This window comes from Rudaea sp., assembly GCF_047601565.1.
GTDB lineage: Bacteria > Pseudomonadota > Gammaproteobacteria > Xanthomonadales > Rhodanobacteraceae > Rudaea.
Genome location: NZ_JASGIY010000001.1, coordinates 2407526 through 2425250, shown reverse-complemented (window position 1 = coordinate 2425250; position 17725 = coordinate 2407526). Strand labels below are relative to the sequence as shown.

Annotated in this window: 14 protein-coding genes; 2 read left to right on the top strand and 12 right to left on the bottom strand. The window is 67.1% G+C overall.

What is annotated here, in order from left to right; all coding sequences use genetic code 11:
* Positions 1-4 precede the first annotated feature (4 nt).
* From QM741_RS10535 to QM741_RS10505, 7 genes are all read right to left on the bottom strand, one after another.
* The gene (locus QM741_RS10535) at positions 5-1369 is read right to left on the bottom strand and encodes an MFS transporter (RefSeq protein ID WP_415207658.1); all 1365 of its coding nucleotides are present in this window, start codon (positions 1367-1369) and stop codon (positions 5-7) included.
* Between the two features lie 21 nt (positions 1370-1390).
* Positions 1391-2890: a CoA-acylating methylmalonate-semialdehyde dehydrogenase gene (locus QM741_RS10530; RefSeq protein ID WP_415207657.1), complete on the bottom strand. Its 1500-nt coding sequence runs from the start codon at positions 2888-2890 to the stop codon at positions 1391-1393.
* A gap of 2 nt (positions 2891-2892) precedes the next feature.
* The gene (gene iolB / locus QM741_RS10525) at positions 2893-3714 is read right to left on the bottom strand and encodes a 5-deoxy-glucuronate isomerase (protein WP_415207656.1); all 822 of its coding nucleotides are present in this window, start codon (positions 3712-3714) and stop codon (positions 2893-2895) included.
* Complete coding sequence (iolE, locus tag QM741_RS10520) at positions 3714-4604, bottom strand: myo-inosose-2 dehydratase (RefSeq protein WP_415207655.1); 891 nt, start codon at positions 4602-4604, stop codon at positions 3714-3716. Before iolE ends, iolB begins: the two co-directional genes overlap by 1 nt.
* Positions 4601-6445 (bottom strand): 3D-(3,5/4)-trihydroxycyclohexane-1,2-dione acylhydrolase (decyclizing), encoded by a 1845-nt coding sequence (iolD, locus tag QM741_RS10515; protein WP_415207654.1) that lies wholly within the window; start codon positions 6443-6445, stop codon positions 4601-4603. Before iolD ends, iolE begins: the two co-directional genes overlap by 4 nt.
* A 1-nt stretch (position 6446) precedes the next feature.
* Positions 6447-8375, bottom strand: coding sequence for a bifunctional 5-dehydro-2-deoxygluconokinase/5-dehydro-2-deoxyphosphogluconate aldolase (locus QM741_RS10510; RefSeq protein WP_415207653.1), 1929 nt, complete (start codon positions 8373-8375; stop codon positions 6447-6449).
* A gap of 100 nt (positions 8376-8475) precedes the next feature.
* Positions 8476-9429, bottom strand: a complete 954-nt coding sequence (locus QM741_RS10505) for a MurR/RpiR family transcriptional regulator (protein ID WP_415207652.1) — start codon at positions 9427-9429, stop codon at positions 8476-8478.
* Positions 9430-9499: 70 nt separating this feature from the next.
* On the opposite strand from QM741_RS10505, the gene iolG (QM741_RS10500) reads away from it, so the two are divergent.
* Both iolG (QM741_RS10500) and iolG (QM741_RS10495) read left to right on the top strand, forming a co-directional pair.
* The gene (gene iolG, locus QM741_RS10500; RefSeq protein WP_415207651.1) at positions 9500-10486 is read left to right on the top strand and encodes an inositol 2-dehydrogenase; all 987 of its coding nucleotides are present in this window, start codon (positions 9500-9502) and stop codon (positions 10484-10486) included.
* A gap of 12 nt (positions 10487-10498) precedes the next feature.
* Complete coding sequence (gene iolG / locus QM741_RS10495) at positions 10499-11482, top strand: inositol 2-dehydrogenase (protein WP_415207650.1); 984 nt, start codon at positions 10499-10501, stop codon at positions 11480-11482.
* Between the two features lie 45 nt (positions 11483-11527).
* On the opposite strand, the gene QM741_RS10490 is transcribed toward iolG (QM741_RS10495), so the two are convergent.
* The 5 genes from QM741_RS10490 to QM741_RS10470 are packed head-to-tail and all read right to left on the bottom strand — an operon-like array spanning position 11528 to position 17679.
* Complete coding sequence (locus QM741_RS10490) at positions 11528-12526, bottom strand: ABC transporter permease (RefSeq protein ID WP_415207649.1); 999 nt, start codon at positions 12524-12526, stop codon at positions 11528-11530.
* A gap of 8 nt (positions 12527-12534) precedes the next feature.
* On the bottom strand, positions 12535-14106 hold the full coding sequence (locus QM741_RS10485; protein ID WP_415207648.1) for a sugar ABC transporter ATP-binding protein: 1572 nt from the start codon (positions 14104-14106) through the stop codon (positions 12535-12537).
* A 37-nt stretch (positions 14107-14143) separates the two neighbouring features.
* The gene (locus QM741_RS10480; protein WP_415207647.1) at positions 14144-15094 is read right to left on the bottom strand and encodes a substrate-binding domain-containing protein; all 951 of its coding nucleotides are present in this window, start codon (positions 15092-15094) and stop codon (positions 14144-14146) included.
* 13 nt (positions 15095-15107) lie between these two features.
* Positions 15108-16205, bottom strand: a complete 1098-nt coding sequence (locus QM741_RS10475) for a histidine-type phosphatase (protein WP_415207646.1) — start codon at positions 16203-16205, stop codon at positions 15108-15110.
* Positions 16206-16218: 13 nt separating this feature from the next.
* Positions 16219-17679, bottom strand: coding sequence for a histidine-type phosphatase (locus QM741_RS10470; protein ID WP_415209110.1), 1461 nt, complete (start codon positions 17677-17679; stop codon positions 16219-16221).
* Positions 17680-17725 lie beyond the last annotated feature (46 nt).

Here is a 17725-nt window from a genome sequence, read left to right as displayed (position 1 = left end):
TTCCTCAATTCCTCAACTCGGTGCGCCAGAGACTGGTGGCGAGCAGCGTGGCCAGGATCGAACTGCCGATCCAGAACGCGATCGCCGGGCCGAACTGGTAGTGGTGGACGCCGCCGGCCGTGGTCATGCCGCGCTGGATCAGCCAGCCGGACACCTGTTCCTGCAATCCCGCGCCGATATAGCTGAACACGCCGATCACGCCCATCGCCGCGCCGGCCACCTGTTTCGGCGCGATGTCCACCGCGAACAGACCGCCGAACGACGTGACCAGAGCGGTCATGCCCGCGCCGAACAGGATCATGCCGGCGATCAGCACGGGCGTACTGTCCGGGCCGAAAAAAATCAGCAGCAGGCCGAGCAGCTCGAACACACCGAACAACAGATTGACCGGCGGGCGGCGGCCGTCGAAAACCTTGTCCGAGACGACGCCGAAAGCGATCGCGCCGGCGATGCCGGCCGCCGTGTTGATCATCAGCAGCGAACCCGCTTCGGGCAGCGAGTAGCCGCGCGCTTCCTGCAGGTACAGCACGCCCCACGAATTGACCGCGTAGCGGGTCACGTAGGCCAGCGCGCTGGACAGGCACAGAATCCAGATCGCGGGAATCTTCAATATCGACAATTGCAGTTTCAGCACCGACGCGGCATCGCGCGCGGGTACGCCGGACTCCTGCTTCGCCTCGGCGTAGAGTTCGCCTTTCCAGTCGTTGACCGCGGGCAGGCCCAAGGTCTTCGGGCGATCCTGGATCAGCACGAAACAAACCAGCGCAGTGACCACGCCGATCAGGCCCGGCGCCCAGAAACCCCAGCGCCAGCCGAACGCGGCGACCACGCCGCCGACGAACACGAAGGTCAGGCCTTCGCCGATCGAGTGCGCGGTGCTCCACACGCCGTAGGTGCGGCCGCGCTCGCGGTTGGAGAACCAGTTCGTCATCGCCACTACGCAGCCGGGTGCGCCCACACTCTGGAACCAGCCGTTCAATCCCCACAGCAGCACCGCCGCCCATAGCGCCGTGGTCGCCCCCATCGCGAGATTGCACAGCGCGGTCGCGAGGAACGCCGCGCCGAGGAAGCGCTTCATGTTGGCGTGGTCGGCGAGGAATCCGTTGGTCAGCTTGCCGATCGCGTAGGTGTAGAACAGCGCCGAGCCGATCGTGCCCAGATCGGCCGGCGAGAACACGCCGCCGTCGATCAGCGGCTTCTTGACCATGCCCAGCGCCAGCCGGCAGGTGTAGATCAAGCCGTAGCCGAGGGTGATGGCGAGCATCACGCGCAGGCGATGGCGCTTGTACAGCGCCTCAATGCGCGCGGCGTCGGCGATCGGCGGCGCGTCCTCACCCCTGGCGAAGAACTTCAGAACGTTTACCGCCACGATCCTCTCCGGCGCAGTCTGTCAGCGCATCGTCGGGAGCACGAAACTCTGGTCCGTCACGGCGCCGCCCTTCGGCCAGCGCTGGGTGACGACCTTGGTGCGGGTGAAGAAGCGCACGCTGTCGGTTCCGTACTGGTTGAGATCGCCGAAACCGGAACGCTTCCAGCCGCCGAAACTGTGATAGGCCACCGGCACCGGGATCGGCACGTTGATGCCGACCATGCCGACCTCGACCCGGTCGACGAACTCGCGCGCCGCATCGCCGTTGCGCGTGAAGATCGCCACGCCATTGCCGTATTGATGCCGCGACGGCAATTCCAGCGCCTGCTCGAAGCTGTCCGCGCGCACGATCTGCAGCACCGGGCCGAAGATTTCTTCGCGGTACGTCTTCATCTCCGGCCGCACGCGATCGAACAGCGTCGCGCCGAGGAAGAAACCGCCCTCGTGGCCGGGCAGCGAGAAACCGCGGCCGTCGCGCACCAGTTCGGCCCCCTCCTCCACGCCGATGCGGATGTAGTCCTCGATGCGCGCCTTGTGCGCGGCGGTGACGACCGGTCCGTACTGCGCCTGCGGATCTTCCGACGCGCCGATGCGCAGAGCATCGATCGCGACGAGCAGTTTTTCGCGCAACGCATCGGCGGTCTTCTCGCCCACCGGCACGACGACCGGCAGCGCCATGCAGCGCTCGCCGGCCGAGCCGTAGGCGGCGCCGATCACGTCGGCGACGGTCTGGTCGAGATCGGCGTCGGGCAACACGATGCCGTGGTTCTTCGCCCCGCCCATGCACTGCATGCGCTTGCCGTGGCGCGCGCCCTCGGCATACACGGCCTGAGCGATGTCGGACGAACCGACGAAGCTGACCGCGCGGATCTGCGGGTGCCTGAGGATCGCATCGACGGTCTCCTTGTCGCCGTGCACGACGTTGAGCACGCCCTCGGGCAATCCGGCTTCGAGCATCAGCTCGGCAAGCCGCACCGGCACCGACGGGTCGCGCTCGGACGGCTTGAGGATGAACGCGTTGCCGCTGGCGATCGCCGGGCCGAACATCCACATCGGGATCATCGCCGGAAAATTGAACGGCGTGATGCCGGCGACCACGCCGAGCGGCTGGCGCACCGAATACGTGTCAATGCCGGGTCCCGCGCCTTGCGTGTGCTCGCCCTTGAGCAGATGCGGAATGCCGCAGGAAAACTCGATGACTTCGAGCCCGCGCTGAATGTCGCCGCGCGCATCCGACAGCACCTTGCCGTGTTCCGAAGACAGCAGCCGCGCGAGCGAATCCATGTTCGCTTCGAGCAGGCGCTTGAACTCGAACATCACGCGCGCGCGGCGCTGCGGGTTGACCTTGGCCCAATCGCGCTGCGCCTCTGCGGCATTTTCGACCGCGCGGTCGAGCTCCTGCGCGGATGCCAGCGCCACCTTCGCCTGCACGGCGCCGGTGCTCGGATTGAAAACGTCGCCGTAGCGGCCGGATGTGCCGGCGACGCTGTGGCCGCCGACGAAATGTTCGATGCTGCGCATGGTCAGGTTCCCGCGGGTTTCGGAGGCGCGACGATCCAGGCATGGTCCGGATCGTTGCGGAACAGCCAGCGCCGCTCGGGGCCGGCCATCACGTTGAGGTAGTAGAGGTCGTAACCGTGCGCGGCGGCGACCGGGTGGTAGCCGCACGGCACCATGACCACGTTGCCGTCCTCGACGGCGATGGTTTCGTCGATCGAACGGCCATCGGTGTAGACGCGCTGGAACGCGAAGCCCTGTGCCGGATGGATGCGATGGTAGTAGGTCTCTTCGAGTGCCGTCTCGCCGCCGGCCGTCGCGGTGTCGTGCTTGTGCGGCGGATAGCTCGACCAGTGCCCGGCCGGCGTGATCACCTCGACCACGAGCAGGCTGTCGGCGGGTTCGCTTTCCGGCAGGATGTTGCGCACGTAGCGCGTGTTCGTGCCCGATCCGCGCACCTCGCGCGGCATCCGAGCCTCGCCGATCAGGCGCGGTTCGCGCGCCGCCGATCCCGGCGCGGTGCAGACCGCGAGTTCGACCGGCCCGCGCGCCGTCACCGCATACTTCACGCCCGCAGGCACGTAGACCGCGCCCGGCGCGCGATCCTCGAACGGCGACGCGCGTCCGCCGACATTGTCGAATCGCGTTTCGCCGGCAACGATATCGGCCGTGCCGGCGACGAGCACCAGACAGGTTTCGCGCGCGGCATCGAAGCCTTCATGACGCTGCCCGTCGGCCAATCGCGCCAGACGGAAACCGACGTGCTTCCAGCCCGCGCTCTGCGGCGTGATGTCGATGACGATGCCGTCGGCGGCCGGCAAACGCGGGCGAACGCGCAGGCGCGACATCATGCCAGCCCCGCGCGCGCCGCGGCTTCGCGCAGCGTGGACAAGCCCTTCGCCGCATACGGCTTCGGCGGCGCCAATGCCGGGTTCTGCTCCGCCTCGATCACGATCCAGCCGGAGTAGCCTATCGCCTTCAGCTCGCGCATCACCGCGTCGTAGTCGATGCTGCCGTCGCCCGGCACGGTGAACATGCCGGCGAGCACGCCATCGAGGAAACTCGCGCCGTCGCCGCGGCACTTTTCGAACACCGCGCGGCGGATGTCCTTGCAGTGCACGTGCGCGATGCGTTGCGGCCATTCGCGGATCAGGCGCAGGTAGTCGACGCCACCAAGCGTGGCATGGCCGGTGTCGAGCGTCAGCCCGACCGACGCGCCGGTGTTGCGCAGGAACGCGTCGACGTCCTCGCCGCGCTCGACCACGGTGCCGAGGTGATGGTGATAGGCGAACTTCAATCCCTGTGCGGCGATGCAGTCGGCGACTTCGGTCATGCGCGCGCCGAACCGCGCCCAGTCGCCCGCGGCCAGGCGCGGCGTGCCGGTCAGCGCCACGCCGCAGTTGCCGTGCACGGCATTGCTCGTCTCGGCGAACACGAACACGTCGCTGCCCATCGCCTCGAGCAATTGCAGGTGCGGTTGTAGCGCGGCGATTTCCGCCTGCGCGTCCTGCACCAGCAGCGAACCGCTGTACCAGCCGCCGATCAAGTCCAGGCCGTAGCTGCTCAGCAACGGCTTCAACGTGGCGGCATCGCGCGGGAACTTGCCGCCCAGCTCGACGCCCGCAAAGCCGACGTCGCGAATGTCGGCGAGGATGCTGGGCAGCGGCGTGTCGCCGCCCAGTTCGGGCATGTCGTCGTTGGCCCAGGCGATCGGGCTGACGCCGAAACGTATCGTCATGACAGGTCTCTCTTCATGCGCACGCGCTGCTCGTAATCGCGGCGCGCGGCGTTGACTTGGGGGCGGTCGGAAACTTCCGGGACGGCGACGTCCCACCACCAGCCGCCGGCTTCGGTGGTTTTCAGCGGATCGGTATCGATGACCACGACGCAGGAGCGTTCGATGCTACGCGCGCGTTCCATTGCGGCGCGAAGTTCATCCAGCGTGGCCGCGTGTTCGGCGTGCGCGCCGAGGCTGCGCGCGTGCACGGCGAAATCGATCTCGGGCAAGACGGCATGCCGCGCATCGGCGAGCAGGTTATTGAAGCCCGGCGAACCCGTCGCCTGCTGCAGGCGGTTGATGCAGCCATAGCCGCGGTTGTCGAGCAGCACGACGACCAGCTTCACGCCAAGCATCACCGAAGTCGCGAGTTCCGAGTTCATCATCAGATAACTGCCGTCGCCGACCATGACGACGACTTCGCGCCGCGGTTCGGCCAGCTTGACGCCGAGACCACCGGCGATTTCGTAGCCCATGCACGAATAGCCGTATTCGAGGTGGTAGCCGCCGGGCTTGGCCGTGCGCCAGAGCTTGTGCAGCTCGCCGGGCAGGCCGCCCGCCGCGCATACCACCACCGCGTCGTCGCCAACCGCGGCCTGCACCGCGCCGATCACCTGCGCGTCGCTCGGCAGCGTCCGTCCCGGCGCGGCGGCCACGGCGGCGTCGACGTCGGCGTTCCACGCGGCCACGGCGGCGGCATCGCGGGCCCGCACTTCGTCGGCCACGCGCCAACCGCGCAGACGGTCATGCAATGCTTCGATCGTGCGCAGCGCATCGCCGACCACGGGCACGGCGCCGTGCTTGTGCGCGTCGAACGCCTGCACGTTGATCTGGAACAGCGGCTTGTCCGCGAACAAGCTGCGCGAGCCGGTGGTGAAGTCCTGCAGGCGCGTGCCGATGCCGACGACGAGATCGGCTTCGCGCGCCGCGGCGTTCGCCGCGCTCGATCCGGTGACGCCGATCGAACCCAGGGCGCTCGGGTGCTTCCACGCCAGCGCGCCCTTGCCGGCCTGCGTTTCCGCCACCGCGATGCCGGTCGCTTCGGCGAACGCGGCCAGCGCATTTTCCGCGCCGCTGTAAAGCACGCCGCCGCCGCTGACGATCAGCGGGCGCTTCGACGCGCGCATCGCCGCGGCGAGCGCATCGAGTTCGTTCGCATCGGGCATCGCGCGGCGCACGCCCCATACGCGGCGCTCGAAGAAAGCGAGCGGGTAATCGAATGCCTCGGCCTGCACGTCCTGGCAGAACGCGAGCGTGACCGGACCGCAGGCTGCCGGATCGAGCAACGTCGCCAACGCCTTCGGCAACGCATCGAGCAACTGCTCCGGTCGCGTAATGCGGTCGAAGTAGCGCGATACCGGGAGAAAACAGTCGTTGGCCGAGACCGTGCCGTCGCCGAACGCCTCGACCTGCTGCAATACCGGATCGGGGCGGCGACTGGCGTAGACGTCGCCAGGCACGAACAGCACCGGCAGGCGATTGACGTGTGCGAGCGCCGCCGCGGTGACCATGTTCGTCGCACCGGGCCCGATCGACGTGGTGCATACCATCGCGCGCCGCCGGCGCATCTGCTTGGCATAGGCGATCGCCGCGTGCGCCATGCCCTGCTCGTTGTGCGCGCGGAACGTCGGCAACGCGTCGCGGCCGGCATACAAGGCCTCGCCGAGCGCGGCGACGTTGCCGTGGCCGAAGATCGCCCACGCGCCGGCGAAATACGGAACCTCCGCATCGTCGACGACGACGTACTGTGCGCCGAGCCAGCGCACCATCGCCTGCGCGGCGGTCAAACGGATCGTCGTCATCTCATGCCACCTCGCTGCGTCGCACCTGCGCGCGCGCCGCGCGCCAGGCGTCGACGAGAACGCCGAAACGATTGGCCAGGTCGGTCACCGCCGCGTCGTCGTCGATCGCGCCGGACAGCCAGCGCTCGGCGGCGTCAGCGAAAATCGTGCGGCCGACCGCGAACCCCTTGACCACGGGCACGGCCGCCGCGCTCTGGAACGAGGCGATCAATTTCTCTTCCGGCGCGGACAGGCCGAGCAGCACCACGCCGCGGCAATACGGATCGTTCGCGCGGATCGTGCGATCGACGTTCGCCCACGCCGCAGCGTCGTCGCTCGGTTCGAGTTTCCACCAGTCCGGCTTCATGCCCAGATCGTAGAGGCGCTGGATCACGCGCGAAACGGTGTGCGCATCGACCGGGCCGTGGGGCGAAGCGATGACTTCCACGAGCAGTTCGTGGCGCGTCTTGCGCGCGGCGTCCTGCAGGCGCAGCAACTGCCGCTCCTGGCGTTCGCGCAGATCGGCGGGATCGTCGGGGTGGTAAAAGACCAGGCACTTGATGACGTGATTGGCGGGCCAGGTCGCGATCTCGGTGGCGACGTCGGCCGAGCATTCGAATTCGAGCGGGCGCGAACCGGGCAATTCGATCGGGCGTCCGATCCAGTACGGGCGATCGGCCGCGTCTTCGAGTCCGCGCATGCCGTAGCGTCCGTCCAGCAGCACGCCGAAACGGCGGTCGCCTTGCGCCAGCCGATCCACCGCGCGCAGCGCGAGCTTCTTGAACTCGTCGATGCGCGAGCGGTCGGCCCCGGTCTTGTCGCAAATCTCCTCGAACTGGCTGCGATGGTCCATCGCCAATACCGTCAACTCGTCCCAGCGGCCGTTGCGCGTCGTCGCCCAATGCACGTGTTCGAGATCGGCGTCTTCGCGCAGGCGGAACGCATGTGTCGGCGCATCGAGGAATTGACGCAACTCGATCCACGTCGGCATCGCCGGCGCGCAGCCGTGGCGCGAAACGACGATTGCGCCGCAGGCGTTGGCGTATTCGCAGCAGGTCGGCAGCGGCTCGCCACGCAGCCAGCCGCGCAGGAATCCGGCCATGAACGCATCGCCCGCGCCGAGCACGTTGAACACTTCGATCCTGAAGCCGCGGCCGACCACGCCGGCGTCGAGGTCGTCGCCGATCGCGCCGGGAAACGCCACGCAGCCTTTCGCGCCGCGCTTGCACACCAGCAGCGCCGCGGTTTTCGTGCGGATCGCGCGCAGCGCGGCAACCGTGTCGGTGGTGCCGCCGAGAATGTGGATTTCCTCCTCGGTGCCCACGATGAGATCGCAAAGCGGCAGCACCTCTTGCAGGCGCTTGGTGACCGCCTCGTGCGCGACGAAACGATTCTCGCCCTGGTCCTTGCCGGTCAGTCCCCACAGCACCGGCCGGTAGTCGATATCGAACACGACCTTGCCGCCGCTCGCGCGCGCGATCTCGCAAGCACGCACCGATGCTTTGAGGACGTTGTCGCGCGAGAGATGCGTGCCGTTGATCACCACCGCCTTCGCCGAGCGCACGAAGTCCGCGTCGACGTCGTCCGTCGACAAGGCCATGTCGGCGCAGTTCTCGCGGTAGAAGATCAGGGGAAACGTGTCGGGGCCGCTGATGCCGAGGAACACCAGCGCGGTCAGCCGATCGCCATCCTCGCGCACGCCGCGCACGTCGACGCCCTCGCGCGCGAGCTGCTCGCGCAGGAAACGGCCGAAGTGATCGGCGCCGACGCGCGTCAGCAGCGCGGAGCGCAAGCCGAGCCGCGACGCGCCGATCGCCGTGTTGGTCGGACTGCCGCCGGCGTATTTGGCGAACGAAGTCATGTCTTCGAGCCGGCCGCCGATCTGCTCGCCGTACAGATCGATTCCCGAACGCCCGATGGTGATCAGATCCAGTGAATGTTGCGCCTGCATGCCCAGCGTCCCCCGTCATTCCATTGGGCGATCAGGATCGCCCTTTTAGAAAATATATTCCATATTTTTTTAGAACGCAATATTTGTTTCAACTTCGGTTCTATTGCTTCGCCGCGCCGCCGCGGCGAGCGCCGAGCGCCGACGGATTGCGCGCCTTGACCGTTGCGGCGAAGGCGTAGGAAATCACCAGCGCCTGAGCCAGGCACATCGAAGCCGACAACGAACGGAACTTACGGATCTCCGCCTCGCGCACCTGCAGCACCTGCGTGGCGGGCTGCGCGATCGGGCCGACGAGGCTATCGCTGATCGACAGCACCTTGCAGCGTTTTTCCACCGCCCCTTCGATCAGGTGTATCGCTTCCTCGGCATAGGGGTGATAGCTGACCACGAGGAGCAGGTCGTTGCGGGTGAGGCCGTGAAACTGCTGCCGGGTCATGCCGCCCACGCCGTCGATCAGCACCGCGCGCTTGTCGACCTGATGCAGCGAGTAGGCCAAGTAGGCGGCAACGGGATACGAGCGGCGAAACCCGGCCACGTACACCGTGTCGGCTTGCGCGACCAGATCGACGGCCTTGGCGAATGCGGCCTTGTCCACGATTTCCTCGAGATGCTGCAAGGCCATGACGTTGCCCTCGATGAATTCCGCCAGCACCTGCGCCGGCGCGTTGACGCGCTTCCCGTCCACCGTGCGGGAGAATTCGCGCACGCGGTCGCCGTAGCCGAGCGAAGCATTGGACGACAGCAACCCGTTGCGGAATATGCGCTGCATCTGCGCCGCGCCGTCGAAACCGAAGCTCTTGGCGAAACGCACGATCGCCGACGGCTGCACGCCGGTACGTTCCGCCAGCACGGCCAGCGTTTCCAGCGCGACGGCGTTGGGTTCGTCGAGCACGTAGCGCGCGATCTGCTGCAGGCGCTTGCTCAGCGTCTTGTAACGCCCCAGGATCGCCTGGCGCAGTTCTTCGGCGCTGGCCGGAGCGGAATTCAATTCGACCATCGGATTCTCCTTGACGATGAACGAAGCCGAAGATACCGCCGCGAACGTTGCGGGCATCTTGGCACCAAATATTCTATTTCGTATAATTTTTGAAAATTTATTACAAATGACGGTTGCGGAGCCTATTATGAAGCGAATCGGTGTCGCCCTGGTCGGTGCGGGCCGCATGGGCCGGGTGCACGGACTCAATGCCGCCCGGCATCCGGGCCTGCGCCTGAAATACGTGGTCGACCCGCGCGAGGAAACCGCGCGCGCCGCGGCGGCGGAATTCGGCGCGCGGACGGCCGCGCTCGATCAGGCGCTGGCGGACCCCGAATTGCAAGGCGTGCTGGTTTGCAGTTCGACCGACCAGCATCTCGCCCACGCGCTCGCGGCCGTGGCCGCGGGCAAGGCGGTGTTCTGCGAAAAGCCCATCGATCTCGATCTGCGAAAGGTGCGCGAGGCGCAGCCGCACTTCGCCGGCGCGCGCTTCCTGCTCGGCTTCAACCGCCGCTTCGACCCGCACTTCCGCGCCCTCAAGCGCAGGCTCGACGTGCGCGAACTCGGCCGGATCGAATCGCTGCATCTGGTCAACCACGATCCCGCCTCGCCGCCGCCGGGCTTCATCCCGACCAGCGGCGGCCTGTTCAAGGATTTCACCATCCACGACCTCGACATGGCGCGCTGGCTGCTCGGCGAAGAACCCGTGCAGGTGTTCGCGAGCGCCAGTTGCCTGGTCGATCCGGAGATCGGCCGCCTCGGCGACGTGGATACCGCGCGCACCGTGCTCAAGACCGCATCCGGGCGCCTGTGCGTGATTTCCAATACCCGGCGCAGCGGCTGCGGCTACGACCAGCGCATCGAGGCGTTCTGCTCCGGCGGCATGCTCGCGGCCGGCAACGCGCACCGCGACACGCTGCAGACGCTGACCGAAACGGGTGCAACGGCCACGCCGATCCATCCGGACTTCGGCTCGCGCTACCGCGAGGCCTATCGCAACCAGCTGCATCATTTCGCCGATGTGCTGCACGGCACCGAAGTCCCGCAAGTCGGCTACGCCGACGGCATCGCCGCGCTCGCGCTCGCCGAGGCCTGCGAGGAATCCATGCGTCACGGCAAAGTCGTTACTCTTTAAGGAACCACCACCATGCACAAGATCGCACTCGTCGGCGCCGGACGCATCGGCCGCATCCACGCGCGCAACGCCGCGTTCAATCCCCGCATCGAGCTTGCGGGCGTCGTCGACTTCGACCCGAAGGCCGCGCAATCGCTCGCAAGCGAGCATGGCGCGTCCGTGCTCACGCTTGAACAGGCGCTTGGCGACGCGTCGATCGCCGGCGTCGTCATCGCCAGTTCCACCGACACGCACCTCGACTACAGCATGCGCGCGGCCGCAGCGGGCAAGGCCGTGTTCTGCGAAAAACCGATCGACCAGGACCTCGCGCGTGCGCGTGCGGCCGCGGACCGATTGAGCGGCGCGAAGCTGTTCCTCGCCTTCAACCGCCGTTTCGATCCCAACTTCCAGACATTGAAGGCGCGGCTGGATGCCGGCACCGTCGGCGCGCTCGAAAGCCTGCAGATCACCTCGAACGATCCGTCCCCGCCGCCGCCGGCCTACGTCGCCGTCTCCGGCGGCCTGTTCAAGGACATGGCGATCCACGATTTCGACATGGCGCGCTGGCTGCTCGGCGAGGAAGTGAGCGAAGTCTGGGCCGCGGGAAGCTGCCTCGTCGACCCTGCGATCGGCGAACTCGGCGACGTCGACACTGCGCGCGTGGTGCTCAAGACCGCCTCGGGCAAATTGTGCGTGATTTCCAACAGCCGCCGTTCCGGCTTTGGCTACGACCAGCGCATCGAAGCCTACGCATCCAACGGCATGATCCGCGCCGACAACGTCACCGAGAGCACCGTGCAGGCGTGGACCGAAAGCGGCGCCGCCGCCGACCGCTTCCAGAACTTCTTCCTCGACCGTTACGCCGAAGCCTATCGCCGCGAGATGGAGCACTTCGCCGATATTCTCGACGGCACCGCGCCATCGGTCGGCTACGCGGATGGCGTCGCCGCGCTGGCATTGGCCGAAGCCGCGACGCAGTCGGTCAAGACCGGAGAGCTGGTCAAGATCGGCGCCTGAGATGGTCTACCTTCGGCGTTGTCACATGCGATGGCGTCGAAAGCATCACATGCCGTTGCGCCGCCGCTTCGCATAGGTGTCGAACGCCACTGCAAAGACGATGATGATGCCGATCACCACCTGCTGATAGTACGCGGAGACATCGAGCATCACCAGTCCGTTGAGCAGCACGCCGAGCAGCAGCGATCCGATCACGGTGCCGCCGACGCTGCCGGCGCCGCCGAACAGGCTGGTGCCGCCGATAACCACCGCAGCGATGACGCGCAACTCGTAAGACAGCCCCGCCACCGCTTCGGCGGAACCCAGGCGCGCCGAAATCAGGAATCCGGACAGCCCCGACAACAAGCCCATGAGAACGTAGACGCTGACGAGGATCTTCTTCACGTCGACGCCCGACAGACGCGCCGCTTCCGCATTGCCGCCCACGGCATAGACCTGGCGGCCGTAACGCGTGTAGCGCGCGACGACGTGGCCCGCCAGCGCGACCGCGATCAGCAGCCAGACCGGCACCGGAATGCCGAGCAGATAGCCGCGGCCCCACCAGAGATAGCCGCGGTCGAAAATGCCGACCGGGCCGCCGTCGCCGAAGATCAGCGTCATTCCGCGCCAGGCGGTGAGGCCGCCCAGGGTCACGATGAACGGCGGCACGTTCAGGCGCGTGATCCCCCAGCCGTGCAACAGGCCGGCGAGCGCGCCCACGCCGCAGGAAACGCCGAGGCCGACCAGCCACGCCAAAGCGAAATCGCCGCCGAGCTTGCGCACCAGCAGCGCGCCGCACATCGCCGAAAACGCGAGCAGCGAACCGACCGCGAGATCCACGCCGGCGGTCAGGATCACGAACGTCATGCCCACCGCCATGATGCCGTAGATCGACACTTCGGTGAGGATGTTGGCGACGTTGCGCAGCGAAAGGAAACGCGGCTGCATGACCGCGAAGAAAACCACCAGAACGACCAGCACGAGCGCGACGCCGTACTTCTCCGCGAAGGAGAAAAAGTCGAACGATTTGTTGCGGGCTATGGTTGAATCGGCAGGCACGGACATGGCGGATTTCACCGTTGAATCGAAGGGGAAGCCGCAGCGTCCGCGGCGGAAGCCTCGTCCGCACCGAACGCCATCAGGCTCATGAGTTTTTCCTCGCTGGCGTCGGCGGCGGACACGACGCCGGTGATGCGCCCCGCGCGGAAGGTGGCGATGCGATCGCTGATCGCCATGACTTCGGGCAGCTCCGACGAAATCGCGATCACGGCGACGCCTTCGTCGGCCAGCGCGAACAGCGCCTGGTGCACTTCGACCTTGGCGCCGATGTCGATGCCGCGCGTCGGCTCGTCGACGATGAGCACGCCGGGCTTGAGCGCCATGCAGCGCGCGAGCAGCACCTTCTGCTGGTTGCCGCCGGACAGCGTGCCGATCGCGGCCGCGCCGTCGGTCATCTTGATCTTCAGGCGCCGGCGATAGTGTTCGAGCAATTCCCTTTCGCGCGCCTCGTCGATGAATACGCCCCATTTGCGCAGGCGCGCGAGGCTTGGCAGGGTCAGGTTGCTGCGAATCGAGTAACACAGGAAACAGCCCTGCTGCTTGCGGTCCTCGGGCACCAGCGTGATGCCGTTGCGCAGCGCGTCGCGCGGCGACTGCAGGCGTTCCAGCCGCGCGCCGCCGAGATAGATCGCGCCCGATTCGCAGGCGTCCGCGCCGAAGATCACGCGCGCAAGTTCGGTGCGCCCTGCGCCGACCAGGCCGGCGAAGCCGAGGATTTCGCCGCGCCGCACCTCGATCGACATGTCGTGCAGCTTCAGCGCGCTGCCCGCGGTGCTGCGCCGCGTGATCCGCTCGGCTTTCAGCGCGGCGACCGGCGCCTCCGCCGCGGGCCGCGCCGACGTGCGCCGCAGCACCTCGACGTCGCGGCCGACCATGCTGCGCACGAGATCGGCAACGGTCACGTCGGCGACCGCGCCGGAAACCACGTACCTGCCGTCGCGCAGCACGGTGTAGCGGTCGCAGATGTCCTTCACCTCGCCGAGCCGGTGCGAAACGTAGACGACGCTGACGCCGCGGGCTTTGAGAGTGCGCACGATGGCGTGCAGCGTGTCCACCTCGCGCGCGGACAAGGCCGCGGTCGGTTCGTCCATCACGATGAGCTTCGCCTGCAAAGTCAGCGCCTTGGCGATCTCCACCATCTGCTGCCGGCCGACCGAGAGGCGCTTCACTTCGGTTCCGGCATCGAGGTCGAGTCCCATGCCGTCGAGCAGTGCCTGCGCGTCGGCGAACATTTTCTTCCAGTCGATCAGGCCGCCGCGCACCGGCTCGCGGCCGATGCGCATGTTCTCGGCCACCGACAACGCCGGCAGCAGGTTGAACTCCTGGTAGATCGTAACGATGCCGGCATGCTGGCGCTGGCGCGGCGTGTCGCGCGGATGCAGCGCCTGGCCGTCGAACACCATGCTGCCGCCGTCCGCCGCTTGCGCGCCGGCGAGCACTTTCAGCAGCGTCGACTTGCCGGCGCCGTTCTCGCCGAGCAAGGCATGCACCTCGCCGCGCTCGACCGCGAGCCGCACGCCGGCCAGCGCCTTCACTCCGGGGAAGGACTTGTGCAAGTCCTCGACGAGCAGCAGTTCGGAAGTCATGCGGCCGCCCCGCGCGATCGCAAACCGGAAGGCGCCATCATCGCACCTCGCCTATGCGCGCAGCATCGTTGAGATTGTCGCGAAAAATCAGGATCGGCTGGATCGCGACGGTGCGCATCGGCGTCTTGTCGCGGATGTTCGCCACGAGTTCGCCGAGCGCCATGCGAATCTGGCGCCCCGGATCCTGCTCCACCGTGGCCAGCATCTCGCCGCTCTTCACGCGGGCCAGCGCATCGGGCGTCGCGTCGAAGCCGACCACCTTGATGCCAGCGCTGCGCAGCCCCGCCTGGGAAATCGCCTCCAGCGCGCCGAGCGCCATGTCGTCGTTCGCGGCAAGGATGATATCGGGCGGATGCCCGGCCAGCGCGGTGAGGATGTTCTGCGTCACGGTGAGGCCTTGGTCGCGCGCCCAGTTCGCCGGCTGCTCGGCGACGATGCGGTATTTCGGCCCGAGCCGGGCGATCGCCTCGTGCATGCCGCGCGCGCGATCGTCCGCCGAACTGCTGCCGGGCATCCCGAGCAGGAGGACGATGCTCGCGCCATCGGGAAACGTCCTGCCCGCCAGTTCGGCCATCATGCGGCCGCCGGCGACGTTGTCCGCGCCGACGTGCGGCACGGGCTTCGAGGTACCGATCAAACTGCGGTCGACCGTGATGAGCGGAATGTTGTCCGCGATCGCCTCGTCCGCCGCATAGGCCAGCGCGCTCGCATCCTGCGGCGCCATGACGATGCCGGCGACCTCCTGCGTCACCGCGATCTCGATGTTGGCCGTCTGCTCCGGCGAGGAGGATTGTCCGTCGACGATGACGAGGCGAATGCCCAGCCGCTTCGCTTCAAGCCGCGCCTGCTTGGCCATCTCGACGAAGAACGGCTCGGCCATGCTGTGGAAGCTGGCGACGATCTTTTCTCCCTCGGCATGCGCGGCGGCGGCGACCAGGCCCGACGCCAGGAAGATTTTCGCCGCAAGCTTTGCGATGCCCCTTCGCACGCGCGGAAACCGCTTACTTGCCGGCTGCGGCAGGACGATCGAAACAGCGTCGCAATTCACCGTAGTCGTAGAAGAAGCTGCCGGCGGAAATCGGCTCGCAGCCGTCCTTGAACGCGGTTTCCTTCTCGTCGTAGAGCATGCGCACGAGATAGCGCTTGCCGTCGCTGAACACATCCCATTGCACGTTCGCGCCGAGCGGCGCAACGTACGCGCCGCGCCAAGGATTGTTGGCATAATCGAAAAGCTGGTCGACGGCATTCTGCTTCGTGCTGCCGGGCAGCCGCATCAACGCCGCCAGCGGAATGACGTCCTCGGCGTGGGTGAAGCGGAAGACCGCGCCGAGGTTGCCGCGCGCGGCGATCGCATCGTCGACCTTGGCGAAGAAATCGTCGAGCAGCACGCCGGCCATGCGATAAGTGATGTCGCGGCCCTGGAATCCCGGCCCTTTCTCGTAGAAGCTTTGCGCGTCGTCGAACCAGGCGAAAGCGTCGGCGTCTTCACGCGTGACGAAACGCGGCATGTCCCAGTCGCCTTCCCCGCTCATGCCCGGCGCAATCTGATAGAGATCGTAGACGGCGACGGCCGCGCCGAGTTCGTCGACCGGATGCTCCACGCCGCCCTTGTTCTTGCCTTTGTCCTTGGCCGCGTCGGCGAAAGCCAGCTTGCCCGCGACGAGTTCGTCGACGAAGGCGGCCTTGTAGAGGCGTTCGAGCAGGTGGCGCGCCACCCGGTGGATCGGTTCGAGGCCGCGCAGGCGTTTCTCCGCCGCATGCAGCTGCGGATCGTCGGCGAGGTAGGCCTGGTAATCCGCGTTCTTCGCCGATCTGTGGAAATACAGCAGATCCGCGTCCGTGCGCACCGCACCGATGCGCGCGGCAATGACCGGCGACTGCGCCGCCAGGCTTTCGGCGAAATTGCGCGCGCTGTCCACCGCGCGGTCCTTGCCCGAGGAGACGATGTCGATGCGCTCGGAGCGCTCGGCGATGCGCTTGAACAATCCAGGCTGGCGCTGCGCCACGCGCACGGCCATCTCGCGGTGTTCGCGCATGCCGCGCGCCGACAGGTTGCCGTAGCCGAGCTTTTCGTTCGCCGCGAGGATCTCCTTCACCACCGGGCCGAACGCCTCACCCAGCGGCGTGAGCGCACCTTCCGCCTGCGCCTTTTCCCAGAATCCGCAGCGACAGGTCGCCGCTCTTCGCGCTTGTCATCGCGCGCGACCCATGCCGCGCCACGTGCTCGACGAGCACGGGGGCGAATCCCGCGGGCGGCTTCTGATAAGTCGCCGGATCCTGCTGCGGCGCGTAGGGCGTCTTCGTCGAATAGGAAATGTCGCCGCTGTTCGACCCGGCGTTGCCGGCAGGCGCGACCAGTTTCGCGCGCACCTGCTTGACGAAATCGTCGAGCAGGCACCGCTTCGCGCAACCGGGGATGTCCAGATAAACATAATCCGGCGCGTTTTTCCGATCCAACGGTTGCAACTCGCGAATCTGGTCCATCGTCTGCACGCGATAGAAGGCGCGGACGTAACGCGTGCCGGCGGCATCCGAGAGAATCTCGAATCCGAGGGCGCCGCCCGGCGGCGGATCGTCATCCGGATACGACGGAATTTTCCAATGCAGGTCGAGGAAGCCGCCGAGCAGCGCGATGTTGGTGTCGTGTCCGGCGAGGACGGTCAGCTTCGGACCGTTCTCCATCGCCTGGAGCATGTGCGCCATCAACAGCGAGGCGCCGCGCGCCGCGATGTAGGGAGTGCGCGCTTCGTAGACGTACTTGAGCGAGTGGAACTGGAGCAGGCGTTCGATGTCTGCGCGCCCCAGCCGGCCCCAGGCCACGTCCTGCTTCGGCATGCCCTCGAGGTATTCGAGCAGGAAGGTTTGTGCGGCGGTCGAGGCGACATCGAACGGCTCGCCGATCGAAGGCGCGCCGTCTTCCCCGCCCTTCAGCCCGGCCGGCATTTGCGAGATGTCGCACGACTTCGCCTTGCCGTCGGCCTTGCAGAAAGCCTGCGAGCAGCAACCCAGCGCGCGATTGAGCAACGCGAACAGTTCGGCGTGGCGGCGCACTTCCGCCTCCATGCCGCCTGCCGGCATGCGCGCCTGCGCGGCGCGCAATGCTTCGCGGGCATCGAACGGCACGGCCGCCGATTCCAGCGAATGGAACTCGACGTCATCCTTCTTGCTTTTCGGAGCGGTGACGCCGATGTTGCAGCCCAGCGCCATGCCCTCAAGCAGCGCGCGCGCGGTGTCCTGGGTGCGTTGCTTGGCACTGGCCGAGACGGCGATGTCGCGCGCGTCCGGGCATCCCTGCGCCGGCAGCAGGCCGCGCGCGGCCCAGTTCGTGCGATCCCACGCGCCGAGCAGCTTGACCGCGGCGTAACCGTGCGGCGTCAATTCGCCGTAATCGACCGGCCATTTCGGCCATGGCCGGTCGGCCGTGCCGTCCGGCGTCACCTGGGCCTGGGTCGGCGAACGCACGCCATGCCGCATCAGCATGACCACGCGCTCGAGTTTCAATCCGTCGCCGCCATCGGCCTGGACGGAAAACGGAAGCACCGCGGCCAGCGCGCACGACGCGATCAGCTTCACAACGGTCAATCGAAAATTCGCCACCGGCCACCTCTTCACATCGATT